This is a genomic window from Streptomyces sp. NWU339 (assembly GCF_003143855.1).
In the GTDB taxonomy this organism is placed as follows: domain Bacteria; phylum Actinomycetota; class Actinomycetes; order Streptomycetales; family Streptomycetaceae; genus Streptomyces.
Genome location: NZ_QFRK01000011.1, coordinates 35,630 through 53,784 on the forward strand (window position 1 = coordinate 35,630; position 18,155 = coordinate 53,784).

Below are 18,155 nucleotides of genomic sequence, written 5' to 3' on the forward strand. Positions count from 1 at the left end.
GGAGGCGTCGAAAGGAGTGCGAGGCATCAGAGGAACCGCCTTTCCGAGCCTGAGCCTGAGCCTGAGCTTGGGCCTGGGGCAGGGGCCGGGCCGCTAGGCCGAAGAGCGGACGCCGACTTCCAGCGGTCTGTCCCCGCGCAGCGCCGTGGCACCCCCGCGCCAGGCGCCGAGCAGCCTGGCCGCCAGGCGGTCCTCGAGATGGGCGGTCGCGCGGATCCCGAACACCACCTCGGCATCCAGGTGCGGTTCGCCCTCCAGGAGCCCGCCGACGACGTCGTGGCGTACGACCTGCTCGTGCACCGCGTCCGCCTCCACGTGCTCGGCGTAGAACCGTACGGCCGCCGGGCCCGCGCCCACGCGGCGCAGCGCCTCGGCGAGGCGGCGCGAACCCGGGGACGAGGTCGTCTCGACGGCGGCGAAGTGCCCGACGAGCGCCGCACGCAGGGCGCGGTGCAGGCCGAACAGGGACATCAGGTTGACGGTGGCGAGCGCCTCGGCCGGCGCGGCGTCGACGTAGTGGCCGTACGCCGTGTCCAGTCGCAGGTCCTCCATGAGGTCGGCGAACAGCTCCGCGTGGATCTCGTCGGCGCGGCCCGCACCGAACTCGTCGAACTCGACGGCGACCATGGCGGCCTTGGCCCGTCCGTGGAGCCGCGGGAGGACCCAGGCGTGCGGATCCGCCTCCTTGAGGTGGTACAGCGAGCGCAGCGCGGCGTACTCACGCAAGTGGTCGAGGCTGCCCTCGTCGCGGAGGAAGTGGGAGACGCCGCTGCCGTCGTCGCCGACCGGTTCGAGCTGGAGTTCGTCCAGCGCCTGCCGGGCCGTGTCCGTGTCGTCCACCGGCACGTCCTCGCGCAGCGCGCTCAGGAAGCGACGCTCGAGCACACCGCGACGGGCCAGCAGGCCGCTGTCCCACTCGAGGCTGTCGGGGACACCCTGGAACCCCTGGTAGTGCAGTTCGTAGAGGACGTAGAGGGCGAGTTGCAGATCGTCGCCGTAGGCGGAACACCGCTCGGGAGACGGCACACTCCCGGCGTCCGCGCTTGCGGGGTCCGATCCCCGCAGCAGGGCCGTCACGGCGGCGGAGAGCGGGCCGCGCGGCTCGGGCAGCGGCGGAGACAGCAGCCGGAGCCGGCGTCGGGCGGCGGAGCCGGTCATGGGGCCTCGCTCTCCTTCACGCGATCCGGTTCCGTATCGGGTCGTTCGCCACGGGAGCCCGGGCCGGAGGGTTTGCAGCGGCGCCGATGGCTGGTGTCGCACCAGGGGAAGATACGGCTCCGGCGACAGGTGCAGACGGCCACGGTGAAGCGCTGGGAGACCATCACCTCGCCGTGCTCGTCGACCACTTCGACCGGCCCCTCGATGAGCAGCGGCCCGTCGCGCTGGACGCGGACGCGGCGAGGACGTTCAGGCGTGTTCGGCACGGATGACCACCAGCTCCTCCGTCGTTCCGTCGGCCGTCAGACCCTGCTCGCGCAGCCAGGCGAGCCGGGAGCGCAGCACCCGGCCGAAGGGCAGCCGGGCCCGGTCGACCACCTCCGGGCGCAGACCGGCTTCCTCCAGACGGGTCAGGGAGGCGTCCACGCCGCACAGGTGCGAGTGCACGATCAGGAGCGTCCCCGTCGGCCGCAGGACCGTCGGCGCGCTGTCGCAGATGCGGTCGATCAGCAGGCGGCCGTCCGATCCGGCGTCCCAGGCCCGGGCGGGGCCCCGCGGCGGCGCGGTGCTCGGAGCGGGCACATAGGGCGGGTTGGTGATCACCAGGTCGAAGCGGCGGCCGGGCACGGCCGTCGCCAGGTCGCCGTGGCGCACCCGCAGGGACTGCCCGTTCAGCCGGGCGTTCCACCAGGTGGTGGCGAGCGCCCTCCACGAGATGTCGACCGCGGTGACCCGGCCGCCGAGCCGGGCCGCCTCCACCGCGAGCAGGCCGCTTCCGGTGCCGAGGTCCAGTACGTCCGTCTCTCCTGTGATCCGCTCGCGACGCAACGCCCGCCTCAGGAGCCCGGTGTCGGTCTGCGGGGTGTACACGCCCCGGGGGGCCCAGCAGCGGAGACGGGGGGCGGCGGTGAGGGATCCGGCCTGCTCGGAGGTCGGCAGGGGGGCTGTCATGGGCGCCTCTCTCAGCCACCTGCCCGCAAGGGCAGCGCCGACAGGGCCCGCGCGACACCGAGGAGGTTGTCGGCCATGGCGTGACCGGTGCTGTGCGCCCACTCGCGGCCCCGCTGCTCGTCCAGGTAGTCGGGCCCCGGACCGGGGCCGAGGTGCCAGTACGTCCAGGCCTGGCCGGGGATCGTGTAGCCGATGTCGGCGAGGCCCCCCGAGATCTCGCTGATCACATGGTGCGCGCCGTCCTCGTTCCCGGTGACCACCACGCCGGCCACACGGTTGTAGGCGACGGGGCGGTCCTCGTCGTCGGTCTCGGACATCATCGCGTCCATGCGTTCGAGGACGCGCTGCGCCACTGAGGACGGCCGGCCCAGCCAGGTGGGCGAGGCGATGATCAGGATCTCGGACTCCAGGAGTTTCGAGTGGACCCGGGGCCACTCGTCGCCGTCGCCGGCGTCGGTGACCACGCCGGGGGCGATGTCGAGGTCGACCGCCCGCACGGACGTGACCTGCACGTTCTGTTCCGAGAGCCGCTCCGCGACCACGGAGGCCAGCGCCTCGGTGTTGGAATGCTCGGGGGACCGCTTGAGAGTGCAGTTGACGACGAGTGCTTTCACGATCGCTCCGACATCGGGGACAGGTGGCCCGCTGCGCGCACATCCACCGGCAGCGCCCCACGAGTACCCCGTGGCGCCGGACGTAACGAGCTCGAAGGAGTCGCCGGCCCGCCCCCGGGTGTTCCCACGACGCCACCTTGACTCCGGGCCACGGCGCACGCCCCGGCCTTCATGCCTCATGGGCGCAGGTGATCCAGGAGCCCGTCGGGAGCGGGGTGGGGCGGCTCGTGGGGAAGAAGCCGCCGGGCGGCCTCCAGGCCGCCGCCCCGCACCTGCCCGTGGATCTCGTGCGCCAGAGCGGTGGCGTCGGCGACGGAGACCGTCCACTCGTCCGCGTAACGGCGTGCCGCCTCACCGGCGAGCCCGAGCCGCAGCGAGCGGTGGGCGAGCGGCCGCAGCTGCACATCGCGCTCGAAGTCCCACTGGACCCGCGCCGGGGCCCGCTTCACCTGCCGCTTCCAGGTGGCCCGGCCGGCGTGCAGTCCGCGCTCGTGGTGCGACAGGCAGGCGTGCTCCAGCGCCCACTCGAAGCCCTCGCGGGTGATCTCGACCGCGAGGACGACCTCCTGCCCTTCCTCGGCCCCCGCCCGCAGCGGTACATCATCCAGAGGAAGGACGGCTTGATCCACGTCAAGCCGGGTTCAAAGACCTTGCACATCTCCCCGCCACGGCTGGAACGCGAGCATGGACAAAAAGATAAGCACGGCCATCTGGTCCGGTGACCCCAACGGCCGGGGTGGATACTCCACCTACACGAAGTCCTGTCCGCGCATCGAGAAGTTCCGGACCATCATCGGCACCCCTGCCGGGAAGACCGATCTGCTGACGGCGTACAAGGTCGACGCAACCAGCATGGCGGTAGTCGACCCCAAGTGCTGAATCCTGGGTCGAATCCCATACACGCGGCGCAGGGAAGGGAAGGGAGTGAGCGTGACGGCCAGGACACCAGCCGAACAGGCACTCGCCCGTTCGTACACGGCCGGTGACGGCAGTGTGAGGTTCGATATCGCCGATCTGTCGGTGGAGCACCGTCCGGGCGGTGTCGCCGTGCTGGAATACCGGATCACGGTGGAACGCCCGGGACGACAGGACGAACGCTGGGCGGTCACACTTCTCTGGGACGACAGCTCCTTCACTGACGTCCTCGTCTCATCGGCCCCGGACTCCGACCGGCTTGAGCAACTTGTGCACATCGTGCGTGCGTTGCTGGAGGAGTGGTGGGACACGAAGGGCCACAATCGGCAGTCGGCAAAGATGGGGCGCCGCCTTCCCTGAAGGCTCCGCTCGAGCCCTGGCCCACCTGGTGACACCGTCGTAGGCTGCCCTCCCAGCTCTCCCATTCCCGGGCGGTGCTCACGCCGCCGGGAGTCGGTCGGAGCCGGGTCGGCAGCCGACGGCTGACGTCATCCCTGCCGCACCGGCTGCTCCTGCTTTGCCGCCGTGCCCTCTGAGACCGGCAACTCGCACGGTGCTGCGGCTGGCGTGCTCCGTTGCAGCGAGCAGTGGTCGAAAATCGGTGGCCATCTGAGCTGGTCGACCCCACGCTGTACGCCATGGAAGAACCGCACCGCGGGATCCGCGCGCTCCACACGGCATCCACGATCACCGTCTACCAGGCGTACGCCCCTGAAATCGGACTGCCTGCCGCCCGCGACGGCCGCTTTCCGTCCGCGTGGCTGCGAAATCGCATGACGTGGATCAAGCCCAGCTTCCTGTGGATGATGTACCGCTCCAACTGGGGCACGAGCACCGGACAGGAGACCGTTCTTGCCGTGGAGATCGCGCGCGACGGCTTCGACTGGGCGCTGCGCCACGCCTGTCTGTCGAGCTACGTCCGCGGGCTGCACGCTGATCGAAGCACCTGGCAGCGCGACCTCAAGCGCGCCCCGGCCCGTGTCCAATGGGATCCTGAACGCGACCTGAACCTGCGTCCCCTGTCGTACCGCTCGCTGCAACTCGGTCTCTCGGGCGAGGCAGCGACGCGTTACGCGGACGAGTGGACCCTGTCCATCAGGAACGTGACACCACTCGCCCGCGAAATCCGCACGCTCGTCAGTCGCGGTGATACGGCCTCCGCGACACGACTGCTTCCCCGGGAACAGAGATATCCCGCCAGCGAAGAACTGCTGGCCCACCTGTGTCCCTGACCAGCAATCCGGGCAGGGGGGAGGCCGGCATCGCCCAGGGGGCACATGGCAGCACAGGCTCGCCGGAACGGAGGACAAGCTCCCACCGCAGGGCTGCTGACCGTCCCACCCGCGAGGCGAGGTACACGCTGGCGGCCGCTCTCGGTCATGCGAGCAGCACGGATGAGGTCTGTGAACACGCCTTGATGACCCACGTCATCCGGTCCCGCTTCCAGGCCGCCGGGAAGCGGCCATCCCGGGCTGTGGGCAGGCCGATCTCCGGTGGGTACGCCTGGTGGACGACGACCGTGGAGTCGGTGAAGTGGGCGCGGATCCGGTGCTTGAGTTCTCCCACGGTGCCAGCGGGCGGAACCCGTGCGACGCGCGCCGTCGAATTACCCGGGCACTCGATTGCCGCGTTACTCGTGGCGACGGTGCAGTCGTCGGCGTACGAGGCGGCGTAGCCGTCCGGGCCGAGGCGCACGGATCAGGCTCGGGGTGGCAGGGCTCGCGCGGTGTCCGCTCTGGCGGGGCCTTGCAGTTCGGCCCAGATGGTCTTGCCGGAGGGAAGGCGGGGCATGACGCCCCACCGGGCAGCGAGTGCGTTCACGAGGAGCAGCCCCCGACCGTGCTCGCTGGTCGGACACGAGGTCTCCACCGGGGCGGGCAGCCGCTCGCCCCGGCAGTCGGCGACCTCGACCCGCAGGGTGCCCACGCAGTTTCCCGGGAGCGGGGTGAGGGTCATCGTGAGCAGGAAGTCCCGCCCGGGTACGACACCGTGTGTGACCGCGTTCGCGGCGAGTTCGGCGACGACCAGCGCGGCGGACTCCAGAGGTTCGCTGCCCCTGTCCCACCCCCAGTCCGCCAACCGCTGGACCGCGAGCAGGCGTGCGAGGCGCGCCCCGCGTCGCGTCGAGCTGAGCTGCCGGCTGAAGTGCGCGGGAGGGGAAGTGGCGGGGAACGCGAGCTGACGGTCACCGATTTCACACTTCATGTGACAGAGCGTGTCCGAATGGTCGTACGCTGACCAGAGGAACCATCGGTACGGCAGCCGCCGGTACCGCCGCTGACGGTTGCGTGTCCGTACTGACGGGATTGACGTGCTCCCTGGCCTAAAGTCCAGGGATTCCGGCCTGGGCCGTCCGACCCTTCCGGGGGCTTCCTGCTTCACCGCGCTGCGCGGGCATGTGTGCCCGTCTTACCGGCGCTCCACAGGCGTTTTGCGTCTCCGCCCGTCCGGCGGCGACGATACGACGTCCCTCGACCAGGACGTTGCGGGCCGCGTTGTGGTCGCGGTCGTGCACCGTCCCGCACGCCCCGCACGTCCATTCCCGGACGTGCAGAGGCTTCGGTCCGTCCCTGAATCCGCAGGCCGAGCAGAGCTGGGAGGACGGGAAGGCCCGGCCCACCCTGGCGAAGGTGCGGCCGTGCCGGGCCGCCTTGTACTGCAGCATTCCGACGAACACGGACCATCCCGCGTCGTGCACGGACTTGGCGAGCCGGGTGCGGCCGAGACCGGACACCGCGAGGTCCTCCACGTACACCGCTTGGTTGTCGCGGATGATCTGTGTGGATGCCTTGTGGTGGAAGTCCCGGCGCCGGTCCGCCACCTTGGCGTGCCGGCGTGCGACCTTGCTGCGGGCCTTGGCCCGGTTCTTCGATCCCTTGGCCTTGCGGGACAACTCCCGCTGAAGGCGTTTGAGCTTCTTCTCCGCCCGGCGCAGGAAGCGCGGGCTGTTGATCTTGTGGCCGTCGGACAGGACGGCGAAGGCGGACAGGCCCAGGTCGATCCCGGTGTCGGTCCCCGCCTCGGGCAGGAGGTCCGGTTCGGTGTCCACCACGAAGCTGAGGAAGTACCGGCCCGCACTGTCCTGGGTGACGGTCAGGGACGTGGGCGCGGCCGGCAGCCGGCGCGACCATTTGACCTTGAGGTTTCCGACCTTGGCCACATATACCGTGCCGTTCTCCTGCAGGGAGAAGGCGTTGGTGGTGAGGCGGATCGACTGCCGGGTGTCCTTCTTCGACTTGTACCGGGGCGGGCCGGCCTTGCGGCCCTGCCGCCTGCCCTTGATCGAGTCGAAGAAGTTCTTGTAGGCGGTGTCGAGGTCCCGAAGGGACTGCTGCAGGACGACCGCAGAGACGTCGGCGAGCCAGGCACGTTCCGTGGTGCGCTTGGCCTGCGTGATGCGCAGCCGGGACAGCTCCGCCGACGTCACGTACGGCAGCCCCGCCGCGTGTGCCTCCTTGCGGTCGCGCAGGCAGTCGTTCCACACCACCCGGGCGCACCCGAAGGCCCGCGCCAGCGCACCGCGCTGGGCGGTATCGGGGTAGGCGCGGTAGTTGTAGCGGAGCTGCATGACCGGGATCCTACTACGATTGGTCTCATGGATGAGCAGAACGAATACAGGCGTGGCAGACACGTAGTTTCGGCGATGCACGTGCACTTGGTCTTCTTGACAAATTACCGGCGCGGAGTGTTCGACGACGAGATGCTGACGCGCTGCGAAGAGATCATGCGCAAGGTGTGCGAGGACTTCGAAGCGGAGCTGAAGGAGTTCAACGGCGAACGCGATCACGTCCACCTCCTGGTGCACTACCCGCCGAAGGTCGCCGTCTCCAAGCTGGTCAACAGCCTCAAGGGCGTCTCCGCTCGCCGGATACGGCAGGAATTCACCGGTCGGATCAACCGCGCCATCATGCACGGACACCTGTGGTCACCCTCCTACTTCTCCGCGTCGTGCGGCGGGGCGCCGTTGGCGATCGTCCGTCAGTACATCGAGCAGCAGAAACGTCCACTCTGAAGTGCGCGTCAAAGCACTCTTGAGATGCATTCATCCCCGGCGTGAACGCCGGGGCTTTCTGCAAGGAACCCGGTAAGCCGACCCACGGCGTTGTCGACCCGGTTGCGCGGATGTCGATAGCCCGACGTTCAGCGGACGTTAGTCATCTCCACCAGTTCCGGCTCGTGCACCAGCGCATACGACCGGCAGTCCGTCGCCTGGCACATTGCCTTGGTCCCCGAGAACTTCATTGCGTCCTCCGGCCCCACCCGATCCGCCGGCCGGACATCGACGACCAGGCCCGAGCCGTCCTCCAGCCGCGCGAAGTAGTCCGGCGTATGCGAGATCCGGCGCGTCGCCCCCTGCCATGTCACCCGGAACGGCTGCGAGGCCAGCCCCACCACCCTCCGGTCGCGATCGAGGAGCATGACCCGGTCCCGCTCCAGCCACGGCTCGAACCCCAGTAACGACTCCGTCGTCGCCGCCCAGTACCAGCCTGTGAAGTGCCGCTGCCCGCGGTACGACGTGAACTGTCCCGTCTCATTAGATCTTGCAGAAGCGGGGCCGTTGACCTGGGGTATGACAGGTAGGGGTGGGATTTCTGCCGGGCCTGTCGGTACGCTTCAGCAGTCGTGTCGGCGATGCCGGGCGCGCGTCTCGTCGATCATGACGACGCTGATGCGTTCTGAGCTGGGTTGTACCGGGACGGTGAGATGCCTGCGTCCAGGATTCTCACCGAAAGTGGCGGTTTCCGGGTCAGGTCAAGTGGTGTCGGCGGTCAGACTTTCCCATGGGCATGGTGGTCGCGAAAGGGACTCGGGCGGCCCTGGAGCGGTCTGATTACAGGCAGTGCGCCCAGATCCGCAGCGGACCGACTGGCTCGAAGCCATGCCGGATGGCTGCCCCCAGGCCCTCGCCCTGCTCGTAGCCGACCACCGGCAGGGTGGGGGACAGCCAGTTCACCGCGTCCAGTACGACCGGCCAGGCCGCGTCAGGGCCGCCGTCCAGTGCGAAGACATTGGAGATTCCGACCACTTGGTGGCCGCGGCTCGCCACCGCGCCGGCGACCACTCGGCCGTCGGTGGACTGTCCGGCGAGCACGAAGGTGGCGGTGTCGTCGAGCAGTTCGGGCCGGAAGAGGTCCGCGTTGCCGTCCCCGTCGTCCCAGGCGAGCGCCCAGACCCGCAGCGTCTCTGGGTCGCCCGCCACGGTCCGGACGAGATCCGACGCGGGGGCGGGCGTACTCGCCGGGCGGTAGATCCACTGCGCCTCGAACAGCACCTGGAAACCGACCTCTGTCAGGTCGAGGTCGGCGAAGCTGTCCTTGACGGAGGCGCCGGGTGCGGTGGTGTCGATCCGGGCCGCCAGCGCGATCCGGTCGGCGCCCGGCACCAGCGTCACCGCGTCGGGGTAGTAGAGCGGCGTGCGAGACGGAGCGGCCCAAGCTTGTGTCCCGAACTCGCCCGCCAAGCCGTGCGATCGGCTCATCGCTGCGCACCACTCGGCGTTGTTGCGGGCGGCGGCTTGGACCAGGAGCTGCTGTGGAGTCGTCACAAGTGCGGATCATGACGACTCCGGTCCCGGCCGGTCGAACGGTTTTCCGCTCGCTGCGAGGGGCGCTCCGAAGGCTACCTCCACCGATCCCGGAGCGGTTCATGCTGCCGTCTACGAGCCGCGTGATGACCTGGAGCGGGCGAGTGGGTTGAGCCATGTCGAGAAGGTCAGTCTCCAGAGGATCTTCAAGAAACCATGGCACCTTCGACCAGCTGACGCCTGATCAGCGATGCTCGCTCGCCCAGATGGTCCGACAGTTGGCGGCAGCCGAGCCGTCGGCAGAGCGGCGAGAGTTCTTGGACGCGTTCGCCGGGGACTTCGGCCTCACCGACGACGCAAAGTGATCTGGATCAACCCGGCGCCAGGGAAATCAGGTCACTCGATCACGGACCCCTACCAGCCTGAGACCGAGAAAGTTCAGAAATCCCCCTGCGGCCCCGGTGGTGGGTCCGTCGGCCGGATGCATGTCCGTACTCAGGGGGTGTGGACCACGGCTCCGGAGACGGACCACTGCACCAGGGCCGTGGCGAGGTGGACCTCGGCCCGGGCGGCCTCCAGGGTCTCGGGCACGGTCGGCCACGGCCTTCATCGCAGCTCTCCCAACCGGCCACGCCGGCAGTGCAGTCCGAACACACCATGGGCGGCCGCCGGTCTCAGCGAAACCCATCGCCCCATGGGTGTCGCCTGCCCGATCGGCAAGAAACGGGCCCCGGCCGCTCGCCAGTCGACCATGGAGTCGCCACCGGGACGGGCAGTTGCATGCCCCGGCGAGTCCCCCTACGGAGCCGGGCTTCCTGTCGCCACAGATCCGAAATATATATTGCGCAAATTATGCTTCACACTTACGGTGAGGGCATGCGACCGAAGCACGAGTACGAGCGGATCACCGACCTGTCCCGGCTGAAGGCGTTCACCAACCCCCTGCGGATGCAGCTCTACCGGCTGCTGTACGCCGCGGGCACCGCGACCGCGTCCCAGCTCGCCGAGCAGGTCGACCAGGCGCCGTCGCTGGTCAGTTACCACCTGCGCAAGCTCGCCGAGCACGGCTTCGTGACCGAGGCGAGCGGCCGGAGCACCGACGGCCGTGAGCGGTGGTGGCAGGTGGCGTCGGAGGAGGGCTGGGGCTTCCGCAACTCGGACTTCGCGGACACGCCCGAAGGGGCCACTGCCGTCGGCGCGGTGACCCGCGGCATCCTCGACACCCGCACCGCCCAGTACCGCGCGTACCTGGACCAGACGGCCGCCTGGGGCAAGGCGTGGACCGACGCCGCGTTCAGCTCCGAATGGATGCTCGACCTGACCCCCGCCGAACTCGCCGAGATGAGCGCCGAGCTCGAGGCGCTGGCCCGCCGCTGGCGGGAGCGCGGCAAGGCCGCCGGGGCGGCCGGCGACACAGCTGACCGCGAGCACGTGTCCGTGCACCTCTACGGCTTCCCGTTCCGGCCCTGACACGGCCGTCCCCGACTCCTGGAGCCCGACATGGTCACCGCAGAGACAGCCCTGCCCGAACACGCCACCAGACCGGCCTATCGCGACGGCAATGTGCTGCGCTGGCTCACCGCCCACACCGCTTCCCTCGCCGGTGACAGCGTGTACTTCGTCGCCCTCGGCTGGTCCGCCCAGAAGGCCGCCGGCCCCACCGAGGTCGGCCTCGTCATGGCCGCCGCGGCACTGCCACGGGCGTTACTGATGCTGGGCGGAGGTGTGCTGGCCGATCGTCTCGACCCGCGCCGCGTCCTTCTCGGCAGCGACGCACTGCGCTGTCTCCTCGTCCTCTCGGTGGCCGCCGCGATCGCACTGACCGCGCCGACCCTGTGGCTCCTGGTCGCGGTGGCACTCGTCTTCGGCGCCGTGGACGCGCTGTTCGTACCCGCGATCGGGGCCCTCCCGCCGCGGATCACCAGCGCCGACCAGCTCGCCCGGGTCACCGGCATGCGCTCCCTGTCCATGCGCCTCAGCCAGGTCGCGGGCCCGCCCATCGGCGGCCTGGCCATGGGACTCGGCGGCGCGGCGGCCGCCTTCACCGTCGCGGGCTTCCTCTTCGCGTTGTCCCTGCCGCTCCTGCTGACGATACGGATACGGCCCCTCGCGGAGCACGGCGAGGAACAGCCGGAACCCGGCACGGCGTGGAAGGACCTTCTCGACGGCCTGCGCTACATCCGCCGCCACCGCCTCATCGGCCCGCTCGTCATCACCGGCGCCGTCTGCGAGCTGGGCCTGGTCGGCACTCTCAACGTCGGCATGGTGCTCCTCAACGCCGAGCGCGGCTGGGGCCCTTCCGGCTACGGCTGGATCGTCGGCGGTTTCGGCGCGGGAGCGGCGGCCGGCGCCGCGTTGCTCGCCATCGTCGGCTGGCTGCCCCGCGCCGGCCTGATGCTGGCCGGGACCCTGCTCGTGGCCTGCACGGGAGCGGCCACCATCGCCTTGGTCCCGGCCCTTTGGACCGCCGTGGTGCTGGCGGTGGTCATCGGACTGAGCGCGGGCGTCTTCGGCAGTCTGGCCAGCACCCTCACACAGACCGCGGCAGACCCCGCCTACCTCGGCCGGGTCACCTCCGTCGTCATGCTCACCATGGTCGGTCTCGCACCCCTCGGCTACCCGCTGGTCGGCGCCGCCGTCGGAGCCTGGGGCACCGCCCCGGTGTTCATCGGCTGCGGCGCCTTCGCCGGCTTGGGCGTCGCCATCGCCCTGGCCTCCGGCCCGGTGCGGCGAGCCGAACTGCCCCGGCAACGCACAGTGTGACCGCCCCGAGGCCACCCGACCGGTTCGGTCCGGTGACCCCGGCTCCGGGCTCACGCCCCACGGGTCGCCCCCTGCGGGTCACGCCTCCCGCGCGCCCGTGTACATCTCGTTGATGAGGTGCTTGTACTCGCGCTCCACGACCGGGCGCTTCAGCTTCAGGCTCGGGGTGATCTCGCCGTGCTCGATGTCGAGGTCGCGCGGCAGGAGGCGGAACTTCTTGATGGTCTGCCAGCGCTGCAGGCCCTCGTTGAGCTGCTTGACGTAGCCGTCGACCATCTCGACCGTCGCGGGCGCCGCGACGATGTCCGCGTACGGCTTGCCGCCCAGGCCGTTCTCGGCGGCCCAGGCCGTGATCGCGGCCTCGTCGAGGGCGATGAGGGCGGTGCAGTAGTTCCGGTCGGCGCCGTGCACCAGGATGTTGGAGACGTACGGGCACACCGCCTTGAACAGTCCCTCGACCTCGGCGGGCGCGATGTACTTGCCGCTGGACGTCTTGATGAGGTCCTTCTTGCGGTCGGTGATGCGCAGATAGCCGTCGGGCGACAGCTCGCCGATGTCGCCGGTGTGGAACCAGCCGTCGGACTCCAGCACCTCGGCGGTCTTCTCGGGGAGCCCGTGGTAGCCCTCCATGATGCCGGGGCCGCGCAGCAGGATCTCGCCGTCGTCGGCGATGCGGACCTCGGTGCCGGGCAGCGGCTTGCCGACGGTGCCGGTGCGGTAGGCCTCGCCCGGGTTGACGAAGGAGGCCGCGGAGGACTCGGTGAGGCCGTAGCCCTCCAGGATGTGGATGCCGGCGCCGGCGAAGAAGTAGCCGATGTCCGGGGCCAGGGCCGCCGAACCGGAGATGCAGGCGCGCAGGTTGCCGCCGAATGCCTCGCGGATCTTGGCGTAGACCAGCTTGTCGGCGACGTTGTGCTTCGCGGTGAGGCCGAAGGGGGCACTGGCGGTGCCGGTGCGGCGGAAGTTGTCCTGCGTGGCCTTGGCGTACTCGCGGGCGACGTCGGCGGCCCACTGGAAGATCTTGTACTTGGCGCCGCCGCCCGCCCGTGCCTTGGCGGCGACCCCGTTGTAGACCTTCTCGAAGATGCGGGGCACGGCCGCCATGTAGGTCGGCCGCACCACCGGCAGGTTCTCGATGATCTTGTCGACCCGGCCGTCGACCGCGGTGATGTGGCCGACCTCGATGTGGCCGGAGGTCAGCACCTTGCCGAAGACGTGCGCGAGCGGCAGCCACAGGTACTGCACGTCGTCGCCGTCGAGCAGGCCGGTGGCGGCGATCGCCTTCGCCAGGTACGACCAGTTGTCGTGCGGCAGGCGCACGCCCTTGGGGCGGCCGGTGGTGCCGGAGGTGTAGATGAGGGTGGCCAGCTGGTCCTTGGTGATCGCGGCGACCCGCTCCTTGACCAGCCCGGCGTCCTTCTCCAGCCGGGCCGCGCCGCGGCGCTCCAGCTCGGCGAGGCTGATCACCCAGTCATCGGTCTCGACGCCGGTCGCGTCGATGACCACGACGTGGTCGAGCCGGGGCAGCTCGGCGCGCTTCGCGACCGCCTTGGCCACCTGCTCGGCGTTCTCCGCGATCAGCACCCGGCTGCCGGAGTCCGACAGGATGTACGCGGACTCGTCGAGGTTCGTCTGCGGGTAGACCGTGGTGGTGGCGGCGCCCGCGCACATGATGCCGAGGTCGGCGAGGATCCATTCGACCCGGGTGGCGGACGCGAGGGCGACCCGCTCCTCCGGCTGTACGCCCAGCTCGATCAGCCCGGCCGCGATGGCACTGACCCGCCGGGCGGCCTCGGCCCAGGTCAACGACTTCCAGTCGTCGGGGCCCTCACCGGTGGCGGACGGGACGGGATAGCGGTACGCCTCGGCGTCCGGTGTGGCGGCGACACGCTCCAGGAAGAGGGTCGCCACGCTCGGCGGCCGGTTCTCGATCAAAGTCAGTGTGTCGCTCAAGACATCCTCCGGGGCCCGCGACGGTGCGGCTGGCTCAGATGTGACTGGTGTGCGGCTGGTGATCGGTCGGGTATCGGCTCGGTTTCGGCTGGTGATCGACTGGTTACGCTCGCATGGCCTTGTTTAACTCATGAGTAACCGTCGGGCAGGGACAGAGTAGAGGCCGACCGTCAGCTTCGTAAGGGGCCACGGCCTGTCACTTCGCACAGAGGCCCCTTTGATCCGCGGTTTTGATCCACTGTGACGACCGACGCGTGGGGGCCCGACGCGCCTGCGCGCGTCGGGCCCCTCTCCCTCCGGCTCACGGGCTGGCCCCCGGCAACCCCCGGTGACCCCGGTTACTTCTTGCCCTTGCCCGACCCCGCGCTGTCGTCGCTGGAGAGGACGGCGATGAAGGCCTCCTGCGGGACCTCCACGGCACCCACCATCTTCATCCGCTTCTTGCCCTCCTTCTGCTTCTCCAGCAGCTTGCGCTTACGCGAGATGTCACCGCCGTAGCACTTGGCGAGGACGTCCTTGCGGATGGCGCGGATGGTCTCGCGGGCGATCACCCGGGAACCGATGGCGGCCTGAACGGGCACCTCGAAGTTCTGCCGCGGGATCAGCTCCCGCAGCTTGGCGACGAGCCGCACGCCGTACGCGTACGCCTGGTCCTTGTGGGTGATCACCGAGAAGGCGTCCACCTTGTCGCCGTGCAGCAGGATGTCGACCTTGACGAGGGAGCTGCTCTGCTCGCCGGTGGGCTCGTAGTCGAGCGAGGCGTAGCCGCGGGTCTTGGACTTCAGCTGGTCGAAGAAGTCGAAGACGATCTCCGCGAGCGGCAGCGTGTAGCGGATCTCGACCCGGTCCTCGGAGAGGTAGTCCATGCCGAGCAGGGTGCCGCGCCGGGTCTGGCACAGCTCCATGATCGCGCCGATGAACTCGGTGGGCGCGAGGATCGTGGCCCGCACCACCGGCTCGAAGACCTCGTCGATCTTCCCCTCGGGGAACTCGCTCGGGTTGGTGACGGTGTGCTCGGTGCCGTCCTCCATGATCACGCGGTACACCACGTTGGGTGCGGTGGCGATCAGGTCGAGCCCGAACTCGCGCTCCAGCCGCTCGCGGATCACGTCGAGGTGCAGCAGGCCCAGGAAGCCGACGCGGAAGCCGAATCCGAGGGCTGCGGACGTCTCCGGCTCGTAGACCAGGGCCGCGTCGTTGAGCTGGAGCTTGTCCAGCGCCTCGCGCAGCTCGGGGTAGTCGGAGCCGTCCAGCGGGTACAGGCCGGAGAAGACCATGGGCTTGGGCTCCTTGTAGCCGCCCAGCGCCTCCTCGGCTCCCCCGTGCTGGCTGGTGACGGTGTCACCGACCTTGGACTGACGGACGTCCTTCACGCCGGTGATGAGGTAGCCCACCTCGCCGACGCCGAGGCCGTCGGAGGACAGCATCTCCGGCGAGTTCGTACCGATCTCCAGCAGCTCGTGCGTCGCGCCCGTGGACATCATCCGGATGCGCTCACGCTTGTTGAGCTGGCCGTCGATGACCCGGACGTACGTCACCACACCGCGGTACGAGTCGTACACCGAGTCGAAGATCATCGCGCGGGCCGGGGCGTCCTTGACGCCGACCGGGGCGGGGATGTCGGCGACCACCCGGTCGAGCAGCGCCTCGACGCCGAGCCCGGTCTTGGCGGACACCTTCAGCACGTCGTCGGGCTCGCAGCCGACCAGGTTGGCGAGCTCCTCGGCGAACTTCTCGGGCTGCGCGGCCGGCAGGTCGATCTTGTTGAGCACCGGGATGATCGTGAGGTCGTTCTCCATCGCCAGGTACAGGTTGGCGAGGGTCTGCGCCTCGATGCCCTGGGCGGCGTCCACCAGCAGGACCGTGCCCTCGCAGGCGGCGAGCGACCGCGACACCTCATAGGTGAAGTCGACGTGCCCCGGCGTGTCGATCATGTTGAGGATGTGCGTGCTGCCCTTGTCGTCGGTGGGCGCCCACGGCAGCCTCACCGCCTGGGACTTGATCGTGATGCCGCGCTCACGCTCGATGTCCATGCGGTCGAGGTACTGGGCACGCATCTGCCGCTGCTCGACCACACCGGTCAGCTGGAGCATCCGGTCGGCGAGCGTGGACTTGCCGTGGTCGATGTGCGCGATGATGCAGAAGTTGCGGATCAGAGCCGGGTCGGTACGGCTCGGCTCGGGCACGTGGCTGGGGGTCGCGGGCACGCAGGGTCCTGATTCTTGAGGCGTCCGCAGTGTCTGCGGTCTCGGGTCGGATCGTTACGTAGCTTCCATCGTCCCACGGGTGCGGGGTGAGCTCCCCCGGGCGGCGTCCTCCGGGTGGGTCCGCGGGACGGGTTTGGGCCGCTGATCGGGCCGCTGGTAGTGTGGGGGGTTGTGTCTCTTGCCCTCTCGGTACGGGGCACGTCGGAAAGCAATCACCGGTGCGGGACCCCTGCGGCCCGTGCCAGAACCTGTAGAGGCTCATTCGTGGCGAACATCAAGTCCCAGATCAAGCGGAACAAGACCAACGAGAAGGCCCGGCTGCGCAACAAGGCCGTCAAGTCCTCTCTGAAGACCGCGATCCGCAAGACCCGCGAGGCCGTCGCCGCGGGTGACGCCGAGAAGGCCACCGAGTACCAGCGCGTCGCCGCGCGTCAGCTCGACAAGGCCGTCTCCAAGGGCGTCATCCACAAGAACCAGGCCGCCAACAAGAAGTCGGCGCTGGCGCTGAAGGTCGCTTCCCTCAAGGGCTGAACCACTCTTTGATCTGATCGCCGGAAGGACCCGGGCGGGCCCTCTCTCTCCGCCCCCGACCGGCACCCCGAGCTCGTACGCGGCCTGCGTTCGCCACGCGGGTACGAGCTCCGTGCTTCGACCGAGGACCCCGTCCGTCCCCCTTCCCCGGGGGACGGACGGGGTCCTCGGCTTGTACGGCCGGGCTCCCGGCGGGGGCAGCGGGCCCCCCTACGCCCGTCCCCGCGACCGCGCCGCGCGCGCGATGGTGACGACCGCCTTCTCCAGGGCGTACTCCGGGTCGTCCCCGCCGCCCTTGACCCCGGCGTCCGCCTCGGCCACGGCCCGCAGCGCGACGGACACGCCGTCAGGGGTCCAGCCCCGCATCTGCTGCCGCACCCGGTCGATCTTCCACGGCGGCATGCCCAGCTCCCGCGCCAGATCGGCCGGTCTGCCGCCGCGCGCCGACAACAGCTTTCCGATCGCCCGCACGCCCTGGGCCAGCGCGCTGGTGATCAGCACCGGCGCCACCCCCGTCGCCAGCGACCAGCGCAGCGCCTCCAGCGCCTCCGTCGCCCGTCCCTCCACCGCGCGGTCGGCGACCGTGAAGCTCGACGCCTCGGCCCGCCCGGTGTAGTACCGGCCGACGACCGCCTCGTCGATCGTCCCCTCGATGTCCGCCGTCAGCTGGGACACCGCCGAGGCCAGTTCCCGCAGATCGCTGCCGATGGCGTCGACCAGCGACTGGCACGCCTCCGGTGTGGCCGATCTCCCGGCGGCCCGGAACTCGCCCCGCACGAAGGCCAGCCGGTCGGCCGGCTTCGTCATCTTCGGGCAGGCCACCTCCCGCGCCCCCGCCTTGCGCGCCGCGTCGAGCAGCCCCTTGCCCTTGGCACCACCCGCGTGCAGCAGGACCAGGGTGATCTCCTCGGCGGGCGCCCCGAGATACGCCTTCACGTCCTTGACGGTGTCGGCCGACAGGTCCTGCGCGTTGCGTACGACCACGACCTTGCGCTCGGCGAAGAGCGACGGACTGGTCAGCTCGGCGAGGGTGCCGGGCTGGAGCTGGTCCGGGGTGAGGTCCCGTACGTCCGTGTCGGCGTCGGCGGCCTTCGCGGCGGCCACCACCTCCCGCACGGCACGGTCGAGCAGGAGGTCCTCCTGGCCCACGGCGAGCGTCACCGGGACGAGAGGGTCGTCTTGAGCTGTCTTCCTGGCCATCGCGACAAGCATCCCACGCACCACCGACAGCGACGGTTCCCGGCATCACGGTGCCGCCGGGTCAGGGCTCCTCCCGCCAGCCGTCCCACCGGGCTGCGAACTCGTCCAGTTCACCGGGGTCCAGCCGCTGCCCCTCGTCCCGCAGGACGACGAGCCACTGGGCGTCCTCGGCGTCGTCCTCACCGGCCAGCGCGTCCCGGACGAGCCGCGGCTCCTCGTCGACACCGAAGCTCTCCCCGAGCGCCTCCGCCACCTCCTCCGCGGCCTCACGGTCGGGCAGCACCAGCACATGTCTCACATCGCTCACGGCAGCCATTGTGTCGGGCGTCAGCCCTTGGG

General features: G+C 69.9%; 20 protein-coding genes and 1 pseudogene. 7 read left to right on the forward strand and 14 right to left on the reverse strand.

Going from position 1 to position 18,155, the window contains the following annotated elements:
* Positions 1 to 93: 93 nt before the first annotated feature.
* The 5 genes and pseudogenes from DIZ27_RS15725 to DIZ27_RS15745 form a co-directional block, all read right to left on the reverse strand.
* Entirely contained in the window at positions 94 to 1,158 is a 1,065-nt protein-coding gene (locus DIZ27_RS15725) for an iron-containing redox enzyme family protein (protein ID WP_109379039.1), read from the reverse strand.
* Complete coding sequence (locus DIZ27_RS15730) at positions 1,155 to 1,424, reverse strand: CDGSH iron-sulfur domain-containing protein (RefSeq protein ID WP_109379040.1); 270 nt, start codon at positions 1,422 to 1,424, stop codon at positions 1,155 to 1,157. The genes DIZ27_RS15725 and DIZ27_RS15730 overlap by 4 nt, the downstream gene beginning before the upstream one ends.
* Positions 1,408 to 2,109 carry a HemK2/MTQ2 family protein methyltransferase gene (locus DIZ27_RS15735; protein ID WP_109379041.1) on the reverse strand — a complete coding sequence of 234 codons (702 nt, stop codon included), beginning with the start codon at positions 2,107 to 2,109 and terminating at the stop codon, positions 1,408 to 1,410. The genes DIZ27_RS15730 and DIZ27_RS15735 overlap by 17 nt, the downstream gene beginning before the upstream one ends.
* Positions 2,110 to 2,120: 11 nt before the next feature.
* A complete protein-coding gene (locus DIZ27_RS15740; protein WP_109379042.1) occupies positions 2,121 to 2,723 on the reverse strand; it encodes a flavodoxin family protein in 603 nt (200 codons plus the stop codon).
* A gap of 176 nt (positions 2,724 to 2,899) precedes the next feature.
* A pseudogene (locus tag DIZ27_RS15745) lies at positions 2,900 to 3,381 on the reverse strand (DUF4291 family protein).
* A gap of 26 nt (positions 3,382 to 3,407) precedes the next feature.
* On the opposite strand from DIZ27_RS15745, the gene DIZ27_RS15750 reads away from it, so the two are divergent.
* The 3 genes from DIZ27_RS15750 (at position 3,408) to DIZ27_RS15760 (ending at position 4,870) form a co-directional block, all read left to right on the forward strand.
* A complete protein-coding gene (locus DIZ27_RS15750) occupies positions 3,408 to 3,602 on the forward strand; it encodes a hypothetical protein (protein ID WP_109379043.1) in 195 nt (64 codons plus the stop codon).
* Between the two features lie 51 nt (positions 3,603 to 3,653).
* Positions 3,654 to 3,998: a hypothetical protein gene (locus tag DIZ27_RS15755; protein WP_146228952.1), complete on the forward strand. Its 345-nt coding sequence runs from the start codon at positions 3,654 to 3,656 to the stop codon at positions 3,996 to 3,998.
* 278 nt (positions 3,999 to 4,276) lie between these two features.
* The gene (locus DIZ27_RS15760; RefSeq protein WP_109379045.1) at positions 4,277 to 4,870 is read left to right on the forward strand and encodes a DUF4291 domain-containing protein; all 594 of its coding nucleotides are present in this window, start codon (positions 4,277 to 4,279) and stop codon (positions 4,868 to 4,870) included.
* A 145-nt stretch (positions 4,871 to 5,015) separates the two neighbouring features.
* Here the strand turns inward: DIZ27_RS15760 and DIZ27_RS15765 are convergent, their stop codons facing one another.
* From DIZ27_RS15765 to DIZ27_RS15775, 3 genes are all read right to left on the reverse strand, one after another.
* Positions 5,016 to 5,204, reverse strand: a complete 189-nt coding sequence (locus DIZ27_RS15765; protein WP_109379163.1) for a DUF4291 family protein — start codon at positions 5,202 to 5,204, stop codon at positions 5,016 to 5,018.
* 132 nt (positions 5,205 to 5,336) lie between these two features.
* Positions 5,337 to 5,843 carry an ATP-binding protein gene (locus DIZ27_RS15770; RefSeq protein ID WP_109379046.1) on the reverse strand — a complete coding sequence of 169 codons (507 nt, stop codon included), beginning with the start codon at positions 5,841 to 5,843 and terminating at the stop codon, positions 5,337 to 5,339.
* 118 nt (positions 5,844 to 5,961) lie between these two features.
* Complete coding sequence (locus DIZ27_RS15775; protein WP_109379047.1) at positions 5,962 to 7,206, reverse strand: RNA-guided endonuclease TnpB family protein; 1,245 nt, start codon at positions 7,204 to 7,206, stop codon at positions 5,962 to 5,964.
* 27 nt (positions 7,207 to 7,233) lie between these two features.
* On the opposite strand from DIZ27_RS15775, the gene tnpA reads away from it, so the two are divergent.
* Positions 7,234 to 7,650, forward strand: coding sequence for an IS200/IS605 family transposase (gene tnpA, locus DIZ27_RS15780; protein ID WP_109379048.1), 417 nt, complete (start codon positions 7,234 to 7,236; stop codon positions 7,648 to 7,650).
* A 128-nt stretch (positions 7,651 to 7,778) separates the two neighbouring features.
* Here the strand turns inward: tnpA and DIZ27_RS15785 are convergent, their stop codons facing one another.
* Together DIZ27_RS15785 and DIZ27_RS15790 are read right to left on the reverse strand one after the other, a co-directional pair.
* Positions 7,779 to 8,228, reverse strand: a complete 450-nt coding sequence (locus tag DIZ27_RS15785) for a TnsA-like heteromeric transposase endonuclease subunit (RefSeq protein WP_109379049.1) — start codon at positions 8,226 to 8,228, stop codon at positions 7,779 to 7,781.
* 241 nt (positions 8,229 to 8,469) lie between these two features.
* Entirely contained in the window at positions 8,470 to 9,183 is a 714-nt protein-coding gene (locus DIZ27_RS15790; RefSeq protein ID WP_109379050.1) for a hypothetical protein, read from the reverse strand.
* A gap of 855 nt (positions 9,184 to 10,038) precedes the next feature.
* Here DIZ27_RS15790 and DIZ27_RS15795 point away from each other — a divergent pair.
* Positions 10,039 to 10,632 (forward strand): helix-turn-helix domain-containing protein, encoded by a 594-nt coding sequence (locus DIZ27_RS15795; RefSeq protein ID WP_109379051.1) that lies wholly within the window; start codon positions 10,039 to 10,041, stop codon positions 10,630 to 10,632.
* A 30-nt stretch (positions 10,633 to 10,662) separates the two neighbouring features.
* Positions 10,663 to 11,925, forward strand: a complete 1,263-nt coding sequence (locus tag DIZ27_RS15800; RefSeq protein ID WP_109379052.1) for an MFS transporter — start codon at positions 10,663 to 10,665, stop codon at positions 11,923 to 11,925.
* A gap of 78 nt (positions 11,926 to 12,003) precedes the next feature.
* On the opposite strand, the gene DIZ27_RS15805 is transcribed toward DIZ27_RS15800, so the two are convergent.
* Together DIZ27_RS15805 and lepA are read right to left on the reverse strand one after the other, a co-directional pair.
* Positions 12,004 to 13,878: a long-chain fatty acid--CoA ligase gene (locus DIZ27_RS15805; protein ID WP_181383542.1), complete on the reverse strand. Its 1,875-nt coding sequence runs from the start codon at positions 13,876 to 13,878 to the stop codon at positions 12,004 to 12,006.
* Between the two features lie 338 nt (positions 13,879 to 14,216).
* On the reverse strand, positions 14,217 to 16,085 hold the full coding sequence (lepA, locus tag DIZ27_RS15810) for a translation elongation factor 4 (protein ID WP_109379054.1): 1,869 nt from the start codon (positions 16,083 to 16,085) through the stop codon (positions 14,217 to 14,219).
* Between the two features lie 264 nt (positions 16,086 to 16,349).
* Here lepA and rpsT point away from each other — a divergent pair, with 264 nt between their 5' ends.
* Entirely contained in the window at positions 16,350 to 16,616 is a 267-nt protein-coding gene (gene rpsT / locus DIZ27_RS15815; protein ID WP_109379055.1) for a 30S ribosomal protein S20, read from the forward strand.
* A 210-nt stretch (positions 16,617 to 16,826) separates the two neighbouring features.
* Here rpsT and holA read toward each other — a convergent pair whose 3' ends face one another.
* Both holA and DIZ27_RS15825 read right to left on the reverse strand, forming a co-directional pair.
* Positions 16,827 to 17,816 carry a DNA polymerase III subunit delta gene (holA, locus tag DIZ27_RS15820; RefSeq protein ID WP_181383543.1) on the reverse strand — a complete coding sequence of 330 codons (990 nt, stop codon included), beginning with the start codon at positions 17,814 to 17,816 and terminating at the stop codon, positions 16,827 to 16,829.
* A 61-nt stretch (positions 17,817 to 17,877) separates the two neighbouring features.
* Positions 17,878 to 18,132: a hypothetical protein gene (locus DIZ27_RS15825; protein ID WP_181383544.1), complete on the reverse strand. Its 255-nt coding sequence runs from the start codon at positions 18,130 to 18,132 to the stop codon at positions 17,878 to 17,880.
* Positions 18,133 to 18,155: the final 23 nt, after the last annotated feature.

Excerpts from the sequence above, each read along its gene's own strand:
- DIZ27_RS15750 (WP_109379043.1), top strand. The coding sequence starts at position 3,408 with ATGGACAAAAAGATAAGCACGGCCATCTGGTCCGGTGACCCCAACGGC.
- DIZ27_RS15725 (WP_109379039.1), bottom strand. The coding sequence starts at position 1,158 with ATGACCGGCTCCGCCGCCCGACGCCGGCTCCGGCTGCTGTCTCCGCCG.
- tnpA (WP_109379048.1), top strand. The coding sequence starts at position 7,234 with ATGGATGAGCAGAACGAATACAGGCGTGGCAGACACGTAGTTTCGGCG.
- DIZ27_RS15760 (WP_109379045.1), top strand. The coding sequence starts at position 4,277 with ATGGAAGAACCGCACCGCGGGATCCGCGCGCTCCACACGGCATCCACG.
- DIZ27_RS15735 (WP_109379041.1), bottom strand. The coding sequence starts at position 2,109 with ATGACAGCCCCCCTGCCGACCTCCGAGCAGGCCGGATCCCTCACCGCC.
- DIZ27_RS15795 (WP_109379051.1), top strand. The coding sequence starts at position 10,039 with ATGCGACCGAAGCACGAGTACGAGCGGATCACCGACCTGTCCCGGCTG.
- holA (WP_181383543.1), bottom strand. The coding sequence starts at position 17,816 with ATGGCCAGGAAGACAGCTCAAGACGACCCTCTCGTCCCGGTGACGCTC.
- DIZ27_RS15770 (WP_109379046.1), bottom strand. The coding sequence starts at position 5,843 with ATGAAGTGTGAAATCGGTGACCGTCAGCTCGCGTTCCCCGCCACTTCC.
- DIZ27_RS15800 (WP_109379052.1), top strand. The coding sequence starts at position 10,663 with ATGGTCACCGCAGAGACAGCCCTGCCCGAACACGCCACCAGACCGGCC.
- DIZ27_RS15825 (WP_181383544.1), bottom strand. The coding sequence starts at position 18,132 with ATGGCTGCCGTGAGCGATGTGAGACATGTGCTGGTGCTGCCCGACCGT.
- DIZ27_RS15775 (WP_109379047.1), bottom strand. The coding sequence starts at position 7,206 with ATGCAGCTCCGCTACAACTACCGCGCCTACCCCGATACCGCCCAGCGC.